Annotated in this window: 25 protein-coding genes and 1 pseudogene; 10 read left to right on the top strand and 16 right to left on the bottom strand. The window is 44.6% G+C overall.

Annotated elements, in window-relative coordinates; translation table 11 throughout:
- Positions 1-196 precede the first annotated feature (196 nt).
- Positions 197-616 carry a cupin domain-containing protein gene (locus AC58PQ_RS21375; protein WP_497245077.1) on the top strand — a complete coding sequence of 140 codons (420 nt, stop codon included), beginning with the start codon at positions 197-199 and terminating at the stop codon, positions 614-616.
- 49 nt (positions 617-665) lie between these two features.
- On the opposite strand, the gene AC58PQ_RS21370 is transcribed toward AC58PQ_RS21375, so the two are convergent.
- The 4 genes from AC58PQ_RS21370 to AC58PQ_RS21355 all read right to left on the bottom strand — a co-directional run bounded on the left by AC58PQ_RS21370 (position 666) and on the right by AC58PQ_RS21355 (position 2,768).
- The gene (locus AC58PQ_RS21370; RefSeq protein WP_497245075.1) at positions 666-1,115 is read right to left on the bottom strand and encodes an SRPBCC family protein; all 450 of its coding nucleotides are present in this window, start codon (positions 1,113-1,115) and stop codon (positions 666-668) included.
- Positions 1,116-1,180: 65 nt separating this feature from the next.
- Positions 1,181-1,525, bottom strand: coding sequence for a zinc ribbon domain-containing protein YjdM (locus AC58PQ_RS21365; RefSeq protein WP_497245073.1), 345 nt, complete (start codon positions 1,523-1,525; stop codon positions 1,181-1,183).
- Positions 1,526-1,635: 110 nt separating this feature from the next.
- Positions 1,636-2,235 (bottom strand): DUF2238 domain-containing protein, encoded by a 600-nt coding sequence (locus tag AC58PQ_RS21360; RefSeq protein ID WP_497245071.1) that lies wholly within the window; start codon positions 2,233-2,235, stop codon positions 1,636-1,638.
- Positions 2,236-2,402: 167 nt separating this feature from the next.
- A complete protein-coding gene (locus AC58PQ_RS21355; protein ID WP_497245069.1) occupies positions 2,403-2,768 on the bottom strand; it encodes a c-type cytochrome in 366 nt (121 codons plus the stop codon).
- 169 nt (positions 2,769-2,937) lie between these two features.
- Between AC58PQ_RS21355 and AC58PQ_RS21350 the strand changes: the two genes are divergently transcribed.
- The 4 genes from AC58PQ_RS21350 to tatA are packed head-to-tail and all read left to right on the top strand — an operon-like array spanning position 2,938 to position 6,453.
- Positions 2,938-3,723: a gluconate 2-dehydrogenase subunit 3 family protein gene (locus AC58PQ_RS21350; RefSeq protein ID WP_497245067.1), complete on the top strand. Its 786-nt coding sequence runs from the start codon at positions 2,938-2,940 to the stop codon at positions 3,721-3,723.
- A gap of 32 nt (positions 3,724-3,755) precedes the next feature.
- Positions 3,756-5,477 carry a GMC family oxidoreductase gene (locus AC58PQ_RS21345; protein WP_497245065.1) on the top strand — a complete coding sequence of 574 codons (1,722 nt, stop codon included), beginning with the start codon at positions 3,756-3,758 and terminating at the stop codon, positions 5,475-5,477.
- Positions 5,477-6,217: a twin-arginine translocase subunit TatC gene (tatC, locus tag AC58PQ_RS21340; RefSeq protein ID WP_497245063.1), complete on the top strand. Its 741-nt coding sequence runs from the start codon at positions 5,477-5,479 to the stop codon at positions 6,215-6,217. The genes AC58PQ_RS21345 and tatC overlap by 1 nt, the downstream gene beginning before the upstream one ends.
- Before the next feature lie 35 nt (positions 6,218-6,252).
- Positions 6,253-6,453 (top strand): twin-arginine translocase TatA/TatE family subunit, encoded by a 201-nt coding sequence (tatA, locus tag AC58PQ_RS21335; protein WP_028555878.1) that lies wholly within the window; start codon positions 6,253-6,255, stop codon positions 6,451-6,453.
- A gap of 79 nt (positions 6,454-6,532) precedes the next feature.
- Here the strand turns inward: tatA and AC58PQ_RS21330 are convergent, their stop codons facing one another.
- The 8 genes and pseudogenes from AC58PQ_RS21330 to AC58PQ_RS21295 all read right to left on the bottom strand — a co-directional run bounded on the left by AC58PQ_RS21330 (position 6,533) and on the right by AC58PQ_RS21295 (position 11,084).
- A complete protein-coding gene (locus AC58PQ_RS21330; protein WP_497245061.1) occupies positions 6,533-6,976 on the bottom strand; it encodes a carboxymuconolactone decarboxylase family protein in 444 nt (147 codons plus the stop codon).
- Between the two features lie 72 nt (positions 6,977-7,048).
- On the bottom strand, positions 7,049-7,927 hold the full coding sequence (locus tag AC58PQ_RS21325) for an RNA polymerase sigma-70 factor (RefSeq protein WP_497245059.1): 879 nt from the start codon (positions 7,925-7,927) through the stop codon (positions 7,049-7,051).
- A gap of 59 nt (positions 7,928-7,986) precedes the next feature.
- Positions 7,987-8,739, bottom strand: coding sequence for a class I SAM-dependent methyltransferase (locus tag AC58PQ_RS21320; RefSeq protein ID WP_497245261.1), 753 nt, complete (start codon positions 8,737-8,739; stop codon positions 7,987-7,989).
- Positions 8,740-8,766: 27 nt separating this feature from the next.
- A pseudogene (locus tag AC58PQ_RS21315) lies at positions 8,767-9,225 on the bottom strand (GNAT family N-acetyltransferase); the annotation flags it as partial.
- A gap of 4 nt (positions 9,226-9,229) precedes the next feature.
- On the bottom strand, positions 9,230-9,706 hold the full coding sequence (locus AC58PQ_RS21310) for a VanZ family protein (RefSeq protein WP_497245057.1): 477 nt from the start codon (positions 9,704-9,706) through the stop codon (positions 9,230-9,232).
- Positions 9,707-10,294 carry a histidine phosphatase family protein gene (locus AC58PQ_RS21305; RefSeq protein ID WP_497245055.1) on the bottom strand — a complete coding sequence of 196 codons (588 nt, stop codon included), beginning with the start codon at positions 10,292-10,294 and terminating at the stop codon, positions 9,707-9,709.
- Between the two features lie 6 nt (positions 10,295-10,300).
- Positions 10,301-10,696 (bottom strand): zinc ribbon domain-containing protein, encoded by a 396-nt coding sequence (locus tag AC58PQ_RS21300; RefSeq protein WP_497245053.1) that lies wholly within the window; start codon positions 10,694-10,696, stop codon positions 10,301-10,303.
- 13 nt (positions 10,697-10,709) lie between these two features.
- Positions 10,710-11,084, bottom strand: a complete 375-nt coding sequence (locus AC58PQ_RS21295; protein WP_497245051.1) for a VOC family protein — start codon at positions 11,082-11,084, stop codon at positions 10,710-10,712.
- Positions 11,085-11,132: 48 nt separating this feature from the next.
- Between AC58PQ_RS21295 and AC58PQ_RS21290 the strand changes: the two genes are divergently transcribed.
- From AC58PQ_RS21290 to AC58PQ_RS21275, 4 genes are all read left to right on the top strand, one after another.
- A complete protein-coding gene (locus AC58PQ_RS21290; RefSeq protein WP_497245049.1) occupies positions 11,133-11,675 on the top strand; it encodes a sigma factor in 543 nt (180 codons plus the stop codon).
- Entirely contained in the window at positions 11,563-11,943 is a 381-nt protein-coding gene (locus AC58PQ_RS21285) for a sigma factor-like helix-turn-helix DNA-binding protein (RefSeq protein WP_497245047.1), read from the top strand. The genes AC58PQ_RS21290 and AC58PQ_RS21285 overlap by 113 nt, the downstream gene beginning before the upstream one ends.
- Entirely contained in the window at positions 11,859-12,086 is a 228-nt protein-coding gene (locus tag AC58PQ_RS21280) for a hypothetical protein (RefSeq protein WP_497245271.1), read from the top strand. Before AC58PQ_RS21285 ends, AC58PQ_RS21280 begins: the two co-directional genes overlap by 85 nt.
- A 113-nt stretch (positions 12,087-12,199) precedes the next feature.
- Complete coding sequence (locus tag AC58PQ_RS21275) at positions 12,200-13,273, top strand: LLM class flavin-dependent oxidoreductase (protein WP_497245045.1); 1,074 nt, start codon at positions 12,200-12,202, stop codon at positions 13,271-13,273.
- 256 nt (positions 13,274-13,529) lie between these two features.
- Here AC58PQ_RS21275 and AC58PQ_RS21270 read toward each other — a convergent pair whose 3' ends face one another.
- Both AC58PQ_RS21270 and AC58PQ_RS21265 read right to left on the bottom strand, forming a co-directional pair.
- Positions 13,530-14,312, bottom strand: a complete 783-nt coding sequence (locus AC58PQ_RS21270) for an alpha/beta fold hydrolase (protein ID WP_497245043.1) — start codon at positions 14,310-14,312, stop codon at positions 13,530-13,532.
- A 91-nt stretch (positions 14,313-14,403) separates the two neighbouring features.
- Positions 14,404-14,580, bottom strand: a complete 177-nt coding sequence (locus AC58PQ_RS21265) for a hypothetical protein (protein ID WP_477592786.1) — start codon at positions 14,578-14,580, stop codon at positions 14,404-14,406.
- Positions 14,581-14,795: 215 nt separating this feature from the next.
- Between AC58PQ_RS21265 and AC58PQ_RS21260 the strand changes: the two genes are divergently transcribed.
- Entirely contained in the window at positions 14,796-15,206 is a 411-nt protein-coding gene (locus AC58PQ_RS21260) for a hypothetical protein (RefSeq protein ID WP_497245041.1), read from the top strand.
- A gap of 76 nt (positions 15,207-15,282) precedes the next feature.
- Here AC58PQ_RS21260 and AC58PQ_RS21255 read toward each other — a convergent pair whose 3' ends face one another.
- Both AC58PQ_RS21255 and AC58PQ_RS21250 read right to left on the bottom strand, forming a co-directional pair.
- Positions 15,283-15,561, bottom strand: a complete 279-nt coding sequence (locus AC58PQ_RS21255) for a hypothetical protein (RefSeq protein WP_497245039.1) — start codon at positions 15,559-15,561, stop codon at positions 15,283-15,285.
- Positions 15,562-15,952: 391 nt separating this feature from the next.
- The gene (locus tag AC58PQ_RS21250) at positions 15,953-16,249 is read right to left on the bottom strand and encodes a hypothetical protein (RefSeq protein ID WP_497245037.1); all 297 of its coding nucleotides are present in this window, start codon (positions 16,247-16,249) and stop codon (positions 15,953-15,955) included.
- Positions 16,250-16,510 lie beyond the last annotated feature (261 nt).

Genomic DNA, 16,510 nt, shown 5'->3' with positions numbered 1-16,510 from the left:
ATATACAAACCACGCTACTCCTATCGTTCCTGCCGCAAGTAATGCGCTAAAAAATAAAATATACCAGAAATGAAATAACTGCAATTGAGTCCCTCCTTTGTGAAATCCACCATCACTTAATCTTATTATTAAGATGGGTCACAAGAAGCTAAATTATGTATATTTGGCATAGGATAGTTGTAGGAGGTGCTGCTACGTGGACAATAAGCGTGCATGTCGACTCATCCGTTCATCACGAACCTACCATGGGAAGCAAGGCTTTGATTATGCCGAGGCGATTTCCAAAGAAAGTGCTGATTCGCAAGGGTTATGTATGATGCTATTAACCATTCTTCCGGGTCAAAGAGCAACGGCTCATCTTCATCAAGACCATGAAACCGCCATTTATATGCTGGATGGGAAATCGGCCATGTGGTATGGGGAAAACTTGGAACAGCATATGGAGCTGGAAAAAGGTGATTTTCTCTACATTCCTGCAGGAATGCCCCATCTGCCTTATAATCCAAGTGAATCGGATTCTTGTACGTGTGTGATAGCCCGAACCGACCCCAATGAACAGGAGAGTGTCCTCCTGCTTCCTGATCTTGATGCATTATGGGATTCCAAAAAACCATAAGCATTTGAAAAAGCAGAGAATCCACGAAGGAGTCTCTGCTTTTCCTATCTTACATAAACGCTAACGTATTCCCTGTTTCCAGCAAGCTCTTCAAGTTGCTCATAATGGCTGGCCAGCCATTATTAAAGCCTTCGAAGGTATCATCTCGCTCCACGATATCTCCTTGAACAAGATTTTCATGCTTCAAGGTTAGTTTTACAGTGTTATTCATCGGTTTTAGTTCGAAGGTTACCCGTGTCGGTTGCGGACGTTCTGTTGTATCTGCAACATACTGCCAGGTAAACGACAATAATCGATTCGGCTCACATAGTAAAATAATGCCATGATCCGTCACTTTCCCTTCCCGCGAATAGGTGACGGTCGAGCCTTCTTGCCAATCGGATTGGACAGCCGTTCCGAAAAAATATTGTTCCGTAAAATCCGTGCTAGTCAATGCGGTCCATATCTTCTCTGGTGTTGTCGCGATATAGGTCACGTATATAAAAGTTACATCAGACATACGGATTCACCTCTTGCTCCATATTTCCCTTCTAAAAAGATCCGCGCTTAGCACGGACCCCATTCCTATATCTTTTTAACAAACTCCGACTTTAATTTCATCGCTCCAAAATCATCGATTTTACAATCAATATCATGATCGCCTTCGACCAATCGAATGTTTTTCACTTTTGTACCGATTTTGATAACGGATGAAGTCCCTTTTACTTTCAAATCTTTGATGACTGTAACGGAGTCACCATCCTGTAATACATTGCCGTTCGCGTCTTTGACCACTTTTTGATCGTCAGCGTTCTCATCTTCACTTACTGATGACGACCATTCATGCGCACACTCCGGGCACACCAGTAAATTACCATCTTCATACGTGTAGGCCGATTGGCACTTGGGGCAGTTAGGCAATTCTTCCATGCTGTCGATTCCTCCATTCAATAGTCACTATAGTGCCACAAACTAGGCGAAATGACAAGAGATGAACGACCCGCCAACCTAAATGCCACCTACTCCCCACTACTCCTTCTTCATCTTATATCAACTAAAGGTAGTGACTTTCTCCTCGCCTTCATAGCCAAATAACAAGCAGTCAAGATCGCTCCCGATGTCCCGCAAATGATGTCCCCCATCGTATCGCGTAAGCTTCCATTTTGTGAATTTAGACCAAAGAGGTGGTCTGTTGCGAACTCATAAATTTCCCAAACGCCCGCCATCGCGACGGAAAAAAACAAGCAAAGCCACACTGCGACATTCGATGAAGGGGGTTCGGACCCCTCGTGATGACTAGCCGCCTTGCTATATATTAATAAGCCGATGAAACAGAGGATAACGCCTGAAAAAAGATGCTCCATTTTATCCAGATAGGGAATGACGCTATAATAGCCGAATTCGTTGGCAACGAACATCGTAACAAAAATAAACAGCAGCACACAGAACCGTAACGATGTGAACATGGTTGTCTTCGTCCATTTTACAACAAGTCGAATCAGCTGCAGAACGGCTACGATGAGGACCGCTTGGAACATTTTAGCCCAGTTGCCCTTCACCAGAAAATAAATAAAACAACCGCCAGCCAGTATGTACATCGCTAGTTCAAAGAGATCATTCCAACGATCTTTGCCCTTCATCTGGTTCATCTCCCTAATTGCATAATGAAAAAAAGGAAGCACCTTATCCCTGTATTTTTCCAATTACTTAATTATCCTATGCCTCTATTTGAACGAAATGAATTCTCTTGGCACAAAAGAAAAATCCCGCCTGTCCGCAATACAGCGAAGGGCGGGTTCATTCTTACTTATTTTTTGTCTGCAAGCCAAGTGGACAACGAGCTAACTTCATCATCGGAAAGCTTCCCTTTAAATCCTGGCATTGCACCTTTCCCATTCGAAATGATCGTGGCAAGTTGTTCCTTCGAGAGCTTTCCGCCAACTTTCTGGAGATTCGGTCCTACCATTCCTTCCAAATTAGCTCCATGACAGCTGACGCAGTTTGCCTTGAAGACCGCTTGTGCATCCACTTTAGTAGTTGCTCCTGTACTTGTCGTTGCCGTTGGTGTTGTTGTAGTCATGCCTGGCGTTGGGCTAGGTGTCGTTTCACTCTTTCCGCAAGCCGATAATGCCCCAGCAAGCAAAAGAGTGAGGACTACGATCTTTCTGTTCATGAGCATGCTTCTCCTCACATTCATAGGTTCAAATGCACTGTATAGAAATCGGATACCTACCACTACATTGCCCGCGTTTCCATATTTTCATGCAATTCATGCATAGGAAATACGCTTATAGACCAACTTATCCATAACTACCCAGTTGTACATAATATGCCAAGGAGGTATGACAAGTTTGGCTGACAAAAACTCGCATAATCAGACACTCGATCACTCACGTCGCCGTTTTCTCAAATATACCGGAACTGCCATTGGTGGTGTTGTGGTTGGTGGCGTCATTGGGAGCGCAATGTCAGGGGGCTTTAAGAAAGAGTCAACCACCTCCTCTCCATCACCTTCCACTAGTCCTAAACCGATTGTCACAGCTGATTATAACCAAGCACCGATGTTTTTCAATCAAACCCAACTGCAAATAGCCGAAGCCGCAGCTGAACGTATCTTTCCTAAGGACGATAGCGGCCCTGGTGCTTCAGAGCTTGGCGCTGCCTTTTATATTGACCATCAGTTAGCCAGTCCTTGGGGCGTGAATGCCCGCACATATCGGATGGGACCGTTTGTGAAGGGTGAAGTGACACAGGGTGATTACCTCAGTATTCAACGTCATGAACTCGTCACGATGGGGCTAAACAGCCTAGAGGAAACAGCAAAAACCAAGCATTCGAAGGGCTTCGTAGACATTCAACCAGAAGAACAAGATGCGATTCTTACCTCGATGGAAAAAGGTGATATTAGCGTCGTGAATGGGATTACGGGTAAAACCTTCTTTAATCTATTCCGCATGCTCGTCATGGAAGGCGTGTATTCCGATCCCTTATATGGCGGGAATAAGAATATGGCTGGCTGGAAAATGCGTAAATATCCAGGCAATCAGATGAGTTATATGAATATGATCGAAAAAGATCAATTCGTGGCCCTCGAGCCACGCAGTTTGCACGACCATTTCGTTCATTAAGGTTCGATTCTCTGGAAGAAAGGAATACGGTTATGGCTACTAAAATGCCGAAAGTCCCCGTTGTCATAGTTGGTATGGGCTGGGTCGGGGGAATTATTGCCGCAGAACTAGCAAAACAAGGTGTCAAAGTTGTTGGCTTAGAGCGCGGGAAGCCGCGAAGTACCGCAGATTACTATATGGTGCATGATGAGCTGCGTTACGCCTCTCGTTATGATCTCATGCAGGATTTATCCAAAGAAACCGTGACATTCCGCAATACGGAAAAAATGGCCGCAGTGCCTATGCGCGAATACGGCTCTTTCCTGCTCGGAGAGGGTCTTGGTGGCGCGAGTGTGCATTGGAATGGGCAGACATTACGATTTCTCCCCTACGACTTCGAGATTTACAGCAAAACGGTGGAACGCTATGGGAAACAGAAAATTCCCGAAGGCATGACGATCCAGGATTGGGGCATCACTTACGATACGTTAGAACCCTATTTCGATAAATTCGAGAAATTAGCAGGTATTTCTGGAGAAGCTGATCAGAATCCGCTAGTGGGCAAGCGTTCAGCTCCTTTCCCAACCAAACCGATGGTGAAAACACCCATCTTGAAATTATTCGAGGATGCGACCAAAAAGCTCGGTTACCATCCCTATATGATGCCATCGGCTAACTTGTCAGAGCAGTATACGAACCCCGATGGCATTACCCGTGCAGCCTGTCAATATTGTGGCTATTGCGAGCGCTTTGGTTGTGAATACGGGGCAAAAGCAGATGTGATCGTGACCGTTCTCCCCGTTGCGCAGAAAAGCGGTAATTTCGAGCTGCGCTCTTACTCCAATGTGATCCAAGTCCTGAATGACGGCAAGAAAGCGAGCGGCGTCGTTTATGTGAACACGGTCACGGGCGAGCAGTTCGAGCAGCCAGCGGAAGTTGTCATCATGGCCAGCTATGTATTTAACAACATTAAGCTTCTCCTCACGTCCAAATTGGGTAAACCCTATGACCCAGCCACGGGTAAAGGTGTCATCGGTAAAAATTACTGTTACCAAACCAACGGTGGAAATGCGACAGGCTTTTTCGATGAAAAACAGTTCAATTTGTTTGCTGGCGCTGGCTCCCTGGGCATGGAGATTCCTGATTTCAATGGTGATAATTTCGACCATACGAATCTGAATTTCATCCATGGCGCGGGAATTCGTATCTCTCAAACTGGCCAACGGCCCATTGCGACGAATTCCGTTCCTAAAGGCACACCGGCCTGGGGAAAAGACTTTAAACAAAAATCGCTGAAATATGCGAACAGTGTCTTGTCCGTCTCTCCACAGGGCAGCAGCCTGCCATGGAAACATCATTATGTGGATTTGGATCCGACTTATAAGGATGCCTACGGCTTACCGCTCCCTCGTATCACCTTCGATTTTGAAGAACAGGATCGGCAAATGATCAAATTCGTAGCTGGTAAAGCGGCAGAAATCATGAAAGAAATGAATCCTTCGACCATTGGTTCCTCGGATCAGCTAGCACCGTACAACATCGTTCCCTATCAATCGACCCACAACACGGGCGGTGTGATAATGGGCGCTGATCCCTCCACTTCTGCTGTGAACTCGTATCTGCAAATGTGGGACGCGGAAAATGTATTCGTGGTAGGTGCATCAGCGTTTGCACATAACAGTGGTTACAATCCAACTGGAACCGTTGGCGCATTGGCCTATCGGGCTGTCGATGGCATTGCGAAATATTTGAAACAAGGCGGAAGTGTCGTTTAATGGAGCAGGAAGATTGGATCTTACATTTAACCGAGGTTCGCAAGCGATTGCTCATCGTATTTGCCTGGTTCATCGTCACGCTTTGTATCGGCTTGTATGTCTCGTCAGATATCCTGCTGTACTTGAAATCACAGCCATTGATCGGTGAAATCAAGTGGAATGTGTTTTCGTTTACAGATGGGCTGATGATTTATATGAAATGTGCATTTCTGTTCGCTGGCTTATTTACAGTGCCCGTCATTCTCTACCAAGCCTGGGCTTTCGTGAAGCCAGGACTTACTGAGAGTGAAGCCAGGAACGCGCTTCCTTACATCCCTGTCGCGTTCGCACTATTTATCATCGGTGTTTCGTTCAGCTATTGGATCGTTTTCCCGATGATGATGCGCTTCATGATCAAGATGAATCAATCGATTGGCGCCGTTGAAACCTATGGCATAGATCGCTATTTCGCTTTCCTATTTCAAATTGTCATTCCGATGGCCATCGCATTTGAGCTGCCAGTGGTTCTTCTGTTTTTAACGAAAATCGGGTTATTAACCCCTCAGCTTCTGAAAATGTCCAGAAAATACGCGTATGTCGCGCTCGCGATCACAGGCTCCTGCATTTCACCACCAGATATGATTTCACACTTATCAGTTACCGTGCCGTTAATTCTCTTGTTTGAAATCAGCGTATTGGTTGCCGGCTGGCAATGGCGAGCTATGCAACGTGTTGCGAAGTTAAACCTAGTTGAAGAATGAAAAAAAAGATATGAAATGAAAAGAGGATGATTTGTATGTTTAACAATATCGGGGTTTCAGGATTAATCTTAATTCTGGCCATTGCTTTAATCGTCTTCGGACCTTCCAAGTTGCCGCAGCTTGGCCGCGCCTTCGGGGATACTCTGCGTGAGTTTCGTAACTCAACTCGTAATATCATGGAAGATGGGGAACATGACCATTTGATTGAAAATGAGGGCAAGAAGCCTCCTCTATAGGCGGAAGGCTGCATTTGAAAAAGGAGCCTTTCACATGGTGAAAGAGCTCCTTTTTTAACAACTTATGATGACAAAAATCCTACATGCAACCAGGGAACATGCCTGTCGAGATCGCAATACGGTTCCAAGAATTAATGGTATTGATCGCCATGATCAGCGTGACAAACTCGCGCTCGTCAAATTGCGTGCGTACACGATCGAACAATTCTTGTGGAACACCTGACGCGGAAATCATAGTTACGGCTTCTGTTAATTCCAACACCGCACGTTCCTTGTCTGTATACAAGGGTGCATCACGCCATGCGCTAAGCAAATAGATACGTTGCTCGGTCTCACCCATTTTACGAAGCGCACTCGTATGCATATCCAAACAAAATGCACAGCCATTGATCTGGGATGCTCTTATCTTAATAAACTCATAAAGGGTTGCATCTAACCCGCTTTCCTTAATGAATCCTTCTAGCTTCATCATCGTTTGGTAAGCCTCAGGGTTAACTTTACCGTGCTGAATTCTAACTTCCATTTGAAATCTCCTCCACATACCTCTATTTTTGTTTTACGCATATAAGACAAATGAGGTTGAAGTTTTGTGACATTACAGCATAGCAGAAATATGATGCAATTTATCTGGATTACGAATGAGATACATGTGGCTGGATTGCTGCTGCCCTGCAGCTAGTTCAAACAAAATAACCATTTGAGGTCGTTGATCCAGCAGGAGTACAAGTCCAGTCTGACCATTGATCGTCGTGTGCAGCCATTGCCCCTCAAGTGCCCCTTTGGCTCGAACACCTTCGAAAAACGCAGCAATCCGTTGCTTGCCAAAGATAGGGTGTATAGCGGTGCGTACTTTCCCGCCCCCATCTGAAACCATTACAGCATCTTCCATTAACAGTGTGACGAAATCTTGGAAGTTCCCCGTTTCAACGGCGTGAAGGAACTTCGTAACGAGAGGCTCCGTCTCACCTAGCGTGAATTCGTCTTCGTCGTCAGATGAATGGTTGATTTTGGTCTTCGCGCGGCTATAAATTTTGCGGCAGTTAGCTTCTGTCTTCTGGACCATATCGGCGACCTCATCATACTCATAGCCGAGCACTTCTCTGAGCACGAAGACCGCCCGCTCTACGGCGGACAATTGTTGCAGCAAAACGAGCAACGCATAAGAAATCGTTTCCTCTTGGACAAGACTTCCCATCGGATCCTCACGGGATGAAGTCACTTTGGGCTCAGGCAGCCACGAGCCTATGTAGGTTTCTCTCATCTTGCTTGCTGAATGTAAGTAATTCAAGCAGCGGTTGGTCACCATTTTGACTAAATACGATTTCAAGTTCGTTACATGCGCTGTGTCCGTCTTTTGCAACGTGATAAACATGTCTTGCAGCATATCTTCTGCATCAGATACCGACCCCAACATCCGGTATGCGACAGAAAATAATAGCTGTTTATACGTAACATAGACTGTTTCCAAATCCATGGGATAATGCCCCTTTCCCCATTGTAGTGTAACCGCAGAAGGCTAGCACATACATACCATCAACAGATTCCCTTTTTCTTAACAACATAAGTGAGACAATCTGTCTTCAATTGAATCTGTCTACCATTTCGCTCAATATGAAATGATAATTTCTTTAATGTCGTTAATAGAATTTGCCAACCATCAAAATGCTTGTTCAATAGATGTTGTAAGTGATCTGTCGTGAGATTCAGTTCGATACAAGGCGTTAATTCCTCACCAGTTAGAACATCAATCTCCTGTAGATTCGAATTGATAATCAAACAATTAACCCCATTAACTTTCGTGCCAGCAGCAATTCTAGTCAGCACATGTTCGAAGGTTTCTTCAGAGTCAACATGCTCAAGCGTCGATACTGCTACGATGTAGTCAAAGGCTTCTGGGGGGATTTCATAGTCGCCAATATCTGATAAATAAGTTTCAATCCGCTCACTGACTCCGAACTGTTCACTATAAGCTCGCAGCTTGGTAAGCGCGGATTGCACGATGTCTACACAAACAACTTGCCCGGCTCTTGGGCTCAAGGCTTCCGCCATCGGGATACTGTTTCGTCCAACCCCACAGCCAAGATCCAGTACCGACACTTCATCATAATCGTCGAAATGGGATAATTGCTCCATCACCGTTTTCACAGGCTTAGACAACCATGAACCTTCTTCAAATAACTTATAATTCTCATAACAAGCTTCATGATATTTTCTCTCTTCATCTCTAATCTTTGTAATTCGCGAGTACTCGATCAACCAACAATCTCTAAGCTGTCCCTCGTGCATCTCATGGGCAATCAGTTCCTTCACTTTCACAAAGCCACAACTTTCATAGCAACTGATCGCTCGAACATTCCATTGCTGCGGATCCATCACAACTCGATCTGCTTTCATCTTACTGATTAAATAATCCAACATCGAACTCACAAGCAGCTTACCGATTCCCTTATCCCAATATGCCGTTTCACCAATGAATTGGTCGGTTCCGTAGATTTTCTCAGACGCGTCATTATAACCGTATTCGGAGCGTTCCTCTTCGCCCAACTCATAGAATTGAATGTAACCAATCGGTTGATTATGAAATTCGATTAGGCATCTGGTCACCGAATCTTCCTGATAGAAATGCGCATCCACCATATCCCCGTCATGTGGGCGATCCCGGCCTTCATAGTAGGATAATACCAAGGGATCATTCAGCCATGTAACTAGCAGGTCCTTGTCACGGAGTTCGAGTTCACGTACGGTTAGTACTTCTGTTTGGTATATTAGCATAGGTTTATTTGCCTCCAAGATATCGACCTTGCTTTAGTTTAAGGACAGTCAGCTTCGTGATTATCAAACCAATACATGCTCCAAATGAATTCAAAATAATATCATCAACGTCAAAACTACCTAACCATGTTAGCATTTGAATCAATTCGACGAAAAAAATTAGTAGTATCGTTGTAACTATGAATAGAAATACTCGTAGAAATACACGATTCATTAAAGGCAAAAACAAACCAATTGGAATGAATAACACAATATTTCCGAGTAAATTGTTAAACCAAACACGAAATGGATAATAATCTGCATGTAGGATGTAGTTTCGAATCGTTTTAAATGGCGTTAGATTATACATGTAATCTTGTCCTTCGCCTATAAATCTAACTCGCAGAAATAGCAACTTCAGCATAATAAGCAGATAGACCCACGCTAAGAAAAGAATCACGAAATTTAACTTCTTGTTGGCATATAAAGCTTTATTAAACATCTAAGCGTTCTGCTCCGTACTTAAATGCGCAATACAGTTGTACAATAAACATTCCCACCGATTCTCAACATGGCGTAATTTCGTAACAGACGTATTATGGAGATGTTCTTCGATATCTTCATGCGGGATCAGATCCATTAAAGTTAAGCTTAGTAATCCGCCATGACTAACGATTAGAACTTTCTGATCCGGATGTTTGTCGATCACTTCCTGAATGAAGCTCACCCCGCGCGCAGCAATGGCTTGATGCGTTTCTATACCCAAATCCAATTGGGACCAGTCTTCTCCCCATTTTGCCACACGTTCTTCTAGCGTCGTTCCTTCAATCTGACCACAATACATCTCTCTCAAACGAGGATCCGTTGTCACTGCCAATTGTTTTACTTGTCCAATAAACTCCGCTGTTTCCTGCGCTCGCCCCAAATCACTTGCATAGATGACATCCCACTCCTCATCCAACATGCGGTGCGCAAGCAGCTCTGCTTGTTTCCGTCCATCTGCATTTAAAGGTATATTCGTATGACCTTGTATACGCCTTTCTGTGTTCCAATCCGTTACGCCATGTCGTATAAGACCTACAACTCTCATTCCATTTCATCCTCCAAATAAAAGATCTAGAATCGTTCCTAATGAACCTGCCTTCTTACTATGTAACACATTCGGATCATAGATATCAACAAAACCACAATTCTCACACGAGACAAATAAGAAATGATGATGCTGAATATCGAACATTTTGCTTAGGCCCGTCCCTGTCATGGCTACTTCTTTAATGCGACACTCTTCATGCTTACATTTGCTGCACTTGAACTGATGCGAGATCTGCTCCTCCAAACTCAAATCTGCGATCTCTTTCAACTCGGATAATTCCTCGACATCACGTTCATCCCACTTCTGATCCAAATGATTCGTGAGAACCTCCTGCTTACAAGCAGGACATATATCATCAATTAACTGCACATGTTCAAGACACCAAGGACATTCGATCATGGTAAGTCTCCTTTCACGTTCTTCTTTTTATATTCCATGCGTGCCAAAATATCCCTGCCATTGGTTGTGCATAATGAATCAAGGCATGAAAGATTTGGGAAGCTTGTTCCTTGTCATTCGTTTGAATCACGATCGTAATTTGAGTACCTTTCACGTAAGTGCTGCCTGTCACGTTATCTGTAAAATGAAGCTCCGAATTGCCGATTTTCAAAATGGCAAAAGAAATGAGATCTTTGTTAGCTGGATTCACAGGTGCATCTGGATTTCCTGGAACAAAATCGAACGGTTGCGTATATAAAACCTTAGCATCCAGTGCATGTACATAGAAATCAATCGCTTCCTTGGCTCTACCGTTCATTTCTAAAAAAGGGATCAAACTTAAACTCATAACGATCATCTCCTAGGGTTCATTTTCGTCGTTCACTAGGATGACGGAATGTTTCACAAGGTTGTGACCGATTCAGATGAGAAAGTTTTCCTCCAGCAAAATGGCCTTGTCTACTACCGCTCTGTCACATCCATGCGAACACATACACCACATTTCACTTGCCAAACAATTCGAAGAGCACTGGAGCCATCTGCAAGCCATGGCCTACCGCATGCTGGATCCCTGAACGAGGCGGACGACGCCGTTCAAGAATCCTGGATCCGCCTGAGCCGCTCTGATGCGAATCGCATCGAGAACCTAGGCGGATGGCTGACGACCGTCGTCGCGCGTGTATGCCTCGATATGCTGCGCTCGCGAAAATCGAGGCGTGAAGACCCCATAGGCGAGCACATGCCTGAGCCCATCACGAGCTCAGAGGACGGCAGCGACCCCGAGTATGAAGCTCTGTTAGCTGACTCTGGGTGTTGCGCTGCTTGTCGTGCTCGGCACCTTGAATCATGCCGAGCGGATTACGTTCGTGCTGCACGATATTTTCGCGCTCCCCTTTGGAGAGATCGCTCCCATCGTGGGACGCACGGAAGCGGCTGCTAGACAGCTCGCGAGCCGCGCCCGCCGCAGACTGCAAGGCGCAGAGATCGCTCCCGATGCGGATCTACCCCCCAACGAGAGCTCGTCGATGCCTTCCTCGCTGCCTCTCGCGCAGGCGACTTCGCCTCCCTGCTCACCGTACTCGACCCGAATGTCGTTCTCTGGAACGACCCTACATTCGCGCCAGTGGCAGCAAAGACAGAGGTTCGCGGCTCCGAAGCCGTGCCCGCTCAATTCGCTGGCCGTGCACAAGGCGCGCGACCTATTCTGATCAACGGAAACATCGGCGTACTCGTAGCACCTCGTGGAAAAATGTTATTCATCCTCACGTTCTCGATGATGAACGGGAAAATCTCCGAAATGCAGCTGATCGCTGAACCTCAGCGGCTTAGCGAGCTGATTTGGCTGTTTTAAACGACTGAGAACGCCAGAAATGGAGTTGAAATTAGCTTCATACCTTTAATACTTGTCCCCACGTTCCTCACATGAGACAATATAGTCATTACTTTTCTTGGAGGCGAACGTAGATGTCTGAACAAGCAGCAACGATGGAAATAGGTATTAGTACATTTTTAGAAACAACGCCTGATCCCGTAACAGGTCAAATAATGAGCCACGCCGAACGGATTCGCAATGCCGTTGAAGAAATTGTGCTAGCCGATCAAGTCGGCTTGGACGTATATGGGATTGGCGAGCATCATCGGGCTGATTATGCAGGTACGGCTCCAGCAATCGTCTTAGCCTCCGCTGCTGCGGTAACAAAGAATATTAGACTCACCAGTGCCGTCACCGTGCTTTCATCGGATGATCCAGTTCGGGTGTATCAATCGTTCTCAACGCTCGATGGCCTCTCGAATGGTCGTGCCGAAATCATGGCAGGTCGGGGCTCCTTCATCGAATCCTTCCCGTTATTCGGCTATAGTCTCGATGATTACAATGAGTTATTCGAGGAGAAATTGGCGCTACTGCTGAAAATACGTGAATCTGAGAAGGTCACTTGGCAAGGTACTCACCGTCCTGACATCCCCAATCTCGGTGTATACCCACGTTCTGTTCAGAGCCCTCTTCCCGTCTGGATTGCGAGCGGTGGGAATCAAGAATCAGCTATTCGCGCAGGGATCCTAGGACTACCTATTGCTTTCGCGATTATTGGCGGAATGCCAGAGAGCTTTGCACCCTTAGTGGCGCTGTATAAAGAAGCGGCCAGACAATCCGGTCATAATCCCAATACGTTGCAAATTGCTACGCATTCACATGGCTTTGTGAGTGACACGAGTGAGAGGGCAGCTGAGTTATTTTACGCGCCGACCGCAGCGCAAATGAACGTCATCGGACGCGAACGCGGTTGGGGTCAAGCCTACATTCGTGCTACCTTCGACGCCGCTCGCAGTCTGCGTGGCGCACTCTATGTAGGCGATCCGGAGTATGTCGCCGAGAAAATCCTGCTTTTGCGCAAAAACCTAGGCGTTACCCGCTTCTTCCTCCATCTCAACGTAGGTACGATGCCGCATCGTGAAATGCTTCATGCCATTGAGCTGTTAGGCACGAAGGTTGCGCCGATTGTTCGTAAAGAGCTTGCTCGAGGCAGCTCGTCTAACTAAATACGACAAAAAATAGCTGGAGATTTTCGAGATCTTCCAGCTATTTCTCATTTCCGCCTATAGAAATTGTTTCACGCCCGTAAAGTGTGAACCCCTTGATAGAAAATCTCTTCTCTCCCATCATAATGAACATCTGCATAAGAGACAAGTCTTTTAATAGACTGTATATAGGAAGATCAACCCCCACTGGCACGTAAATAAGCCCCCCTAGTTGGGAAGCTCATCGTCAAAACCTCGGGTTGCTCTCACGTATCCATCAACCAATAAACTGGGTGAGGACATAGTTAAACCGATCTCTTTCCTCCCAGAACCCACCATGCCCACTGTAATGAAACGGTACTAGCTGAGAGTTAGGAATCCCTTTATTCATCTCAACCGCTTGTTGATACGGAATCACTTTGTCATGAATACCATGTACGATCAAGGTCGGCACCTCAATTCGTCCTAGATCGGCAGCTACATTCTCATCTCGCAGCAATCGAATAACAGCCGCGGTTGACCAGCTAGCAGCTTCTAAGCCCATTTGAAAAAACCAGTCCGAGAATCGCTCTGTAATATACTGAAAGAAGAACGTATCCGTTACACTTTGCAGCATATTTGCGCGATCGTTGGCATTCTGCTGTAGAAACTTAGCTGCGGTTTCATTGGTAAATCCCGTGGGAGCAGCTGCATCGATCAGCACAAGCTTCGACACGCCTTGGCTCTGATGTCTGGTCAAATAACGGATAGCGATTGCGCCGCCTGTAGAGTGACCTGCAAGCGTTATCCCCTCCAACTTTAACGCAAGAATCACAGCGTGCAGGTCATCTGCCAGCCGATCGAACGTGTAGCCATCCATCGGTTTATCCGATTGACCGAATCCCCGCCAGTCCATCCCAATACAGCGATATCCCAGTCTGGGTAGCACATTAAATTGATACTCAAATTGTGTATGTGACAAAGGCCACCCATGAATAAATAGGATGGTCTTCGTCCCTTTTGGATTTACATCTTCAATAAACAATTTCACACCATTATCCACTTGAACATAGTATCCCACGATTGACGCCTCCGTTATGGAAATCACTTCAGTCCAATACGATATTCAACTAGGCAAATATCGGTGTCAATGGTGTGCAGGGTGTTCTGAATTATTCTTCTTTTTGATGGTTTGTGTAGACACCAATAACAGAAAGTAATGCAGCTACGCCATTGGCAATGGCATTCGCTGTATCATCTGTAATCAAGTCCATGCCAAATGCGTCCAAAATTAATTTAGCCGCACCCAACAAGCCTAATGCTAACGTGTAATAGTTGATTGTTTTCATATCTCTCACCACCCGTCTGAAAGAGGATGCTTTATACTATGTGAGAGAGTACGAGCTTGCACAGTTCGAATAGAGGGGGGTAAAGGCACAAAAAAATATCTTCCGGCTGGCTGGGATGAATCATTATTAGCCGACAAACTTGTGGATTTGGATGGTAGACCAATCAAATTTAATCTGCTAACCTTAGACTAAAAGGCAAATGGGTGGGATTCATTTTGAAGTATAAATTTGACTTAAAGTCCATTTCACTAGGGATGCTAATATATCTAGTTGGGATATTCGTTCTCCCATTACTCATTGCATTCCTTATGTCGTCGATACTTCAGATGGACAATACATTTCTGAGGAGTGTTGAGGTCATTGTCGAGTATCTTGTTTGGTACTTAGCTATTCTTCTCTCTGGTTATGGTACAGCTTTAAAGGCTAATACTCACAAACTGCAAAATTCACTGGTTGTTGGTATGATCATTTTGATATTCAGTGCAATTGGGACCGTGGCGGATATCTCTAACCCTAAAGGTGATCCCTTATTCCAAAATGTGATAAGTGATTTGTTGATCATTCCTGTCATATGGATTGGAAGTCTAATAGGTTCAAAAACAAGGAAGCCACTCACTGGGGATTAATTCAGTAAGTGGTTCTCTTTTAGTCTAATCTTTTGATATTTCTTATATTGTGTGGTTAAAGAAGACATTGGTGTTATCAGCTTCTATCTTTGCGCTTATTCACTATTCCATCCATATAATCTAGAGCTTCATCAAGACTACTAAATGCTGCATCATGACCACTAAAATCCAAACCTACTGGTTCTTCTCTTATCGAAATGCCTACTCCATCTTTTCGTGTAACTTGTATTACAAAGAAATTCGCAACACCATCATTCATATCAATCCATATGGCTACACCTGATTGACTCAGATATATATTCCATAATGGATACCTATTTGTAAGTATCACTCTAATTTCATCTTCTGTTAACAACACAACCACCCCTAGGTTTATAAAGTGTATGTTCTCTTCTTGCATCGTCTGCAGTTCTTAAATAAACATTTATGGTAGGAATCTTCAATACTATTCCCTTTCTTATAGTTAAATTCATAGCTTCCGCTGTTTTTTCTTTCCTCAATTAATCAATGCCGATGCAAGATTTGTAGGCATCCCACCATGTCAGCTTGGGTCAACAATGTGTTTAAGGATTATTCGATATATACGAAAAATATAGTGATTGAAACTCATTGGATCGTAATATCCCTTCATACATATCCTTATTTATAAAGTTGTTAGCGGTACAGCGACGGACAAAAAGATAACCCAAGAGAGTTTTTAGTTCACTTGGGGTAGAAAACAATTAATAGAATTAGCCATTTGGTTATTATTTTAACAATTCATTCACTAAACTTTTTGCTTTAGACAGTATAGTTTCCATAAATTTGTTGTCGAACCAAGCTGCATCTACCCAGAACTCATTGTATTGCTTTATTTGACTATATGTTGTTAATAGCAATTCTCTCGTTCTAGATTCTGCGGCTATGTTATTATTTAAGATACTTGAAAGAACCTCAAAACAAATAATCTCCTCACCATTCACTTTCATCCCTCTACATAACTCCCTTGCCAACTCAACTTCTTCCAGTTCCGCTTTACTAAAGGATTGACCGTGAATTTCCATATGCCACCTTAATAATTATTTTGTTAAATCAATTGTAATATCAATTGCCTTTTCAGTATTGGCGGAGGTGGAGTTTCCTACCCTAGTAACTGCCATTACTGTTACTGCTAAACCATACCGTCCGCCAATTGACGGCGTAAGTTGTCCTAGCCCTGACGGACAAGCTGTCCAGTCGGTGGTTTGAAAAAAGGGAGAATCAAGAACATTCTCCCTGGATGACGCGTTTGACCATGTGATCATCTATGATGCGATGCCCATTCT

The sequence above is a fragment of the Paenibacillus sp. J22P143 genome, from assembly GCF_059692035.1.
Note: the sequence above shows the minus strand (reverse complement) of the source record. Positions and strands in the feature narration are given on the sequence as shown.

Coding starts and splice junctions, on each gene's coding strand:
- AC58PQ_RS21370 (WP_497245075.1), bottom strand. CDS start 1,115: ATGTCTGATGTAACTTTTATATACGTGACCTATATCGCGACAACACCA.
- AC58PQ_RS21365 (WP_497245073.1), bottom strand. CDS start 1,525: ATGGAAGAATTGCCTAACTGCCCCAAGTGCCAATCGGCCTACACGTAT.
- AC58PQ_RS21360 (WP_497245071.1), bottom strand. CDS start 2,235: ATGAAGGGCAAAGATCGTTGGAATGATCTCTTTGAACTAGCGATGTAC.
- AC58PQ_RS21355 (WP_497245069.1), bottom strand. CDS start 2,768: ATGAACAGAAAGATCGTAGTCCTCACTCTTTTGCTTGCTGGGGCATTA.
- AC58PQ_RS21350 (WP_497245067.1), top strand. CDS start 2,938: ATGACAAGTTTGGCTGACAAAAACTCGCATAATCAGACACTCGATCAC.
- AC58PQ_RS21345 (WP_497245065.1), top strand. CDS start 3,756: ATGGCTACTAAAATGCCGAAAGTCCCCGTTGTCATAGTTGGTATGGGC.
- tatC (WP_497245063.1), top strand. CDS start 5,477: ATGGAGCAGGAAGATTGGATCTTACATTTAACCGAGGTTCGCAAGCGA.
- tatA (WP_028555878.1), top strand. CDS start 6,253: ATGTTTAACAATATCGGGGTTTCAGGATTAATCTTAATTCTGGCCATT.
- AC58PQ_RS21330 (WP_497245061.1), bottom strand. CDS start 6,976: ATGGAAGTTAGAATTCAGCACGGTAAAGTTAACCCTGAGGCTTACCAA.
- AC58PQ_RS21325 (WP_497245059.1), bottom strand. CDS start 7,927: ATGGATTTGGAAACAGTCTATGTTACGTATAAACAGCTATTATTTTCT.
- AC58PQ_RS21320 (WP_497245261.1), bottom strand. CDS start 8,739: ATGCACGAGGGACAGCTTAGAGATTGTTGGTTGATCGAGTACTCGCGA.
- AC58PQ_RS21310 (WP_497245057.1), bottom strand. CDS start 9,706: ATGTTTAATAAAGCTTTATATGCCAACAAGAAGTTAAATTTCGTGATT.
- AC58PQ_RS21305 (WP_497245055.1), bottom strand. CDS start 10,294: ATGAGAGTTGTAGGTCTTATACGACATGGCGTAACGGATTGGAACACA.
- AC58PQ_RS21300 (WP_497245053.1), bottom strand. CDS start 10,696: ATGATCGAATGTCCTTGGTGTCTTGAACATGTGCAGTTAATTGATGAT.
- AC58PQ_RS21295 (WP_497245051.1), bottom strand. CDS start 11,084: ATGAGTTTAAGTTTGATCCCTTTTTTAGAAATGAACGGTAGAGCCAAG.
- AC58PQ_RS21290 (WP_497245049.1), top strand. CDS start 11,133: ATGTTTCACAAGGTTGTGACCGATTCAGATGAGAAAGTTTTCCTCCAG.
- AC58PQ_RS21275 (WP_497245045.1), top strand. CDS start 12,200: ATGTCTGAACAAGCAGCAACGATGGAAATAGGTATTAGTACATTTTTA.
- AC58PQ_RS21265 (WP_477592786.1), bottom strand. CDS start 14,580: ATGAAAACAATCAACTATTACACGTTAGCATTAGGCTTGTTGGGTGCG.
- AC58PQ_RS21250 (WP_497245037.1), bottom strand. CDS start 16,249: ATGGAAATTCACGGTCAATCCTTTAGTAAAGCGGAACTGGAAGAAGTT.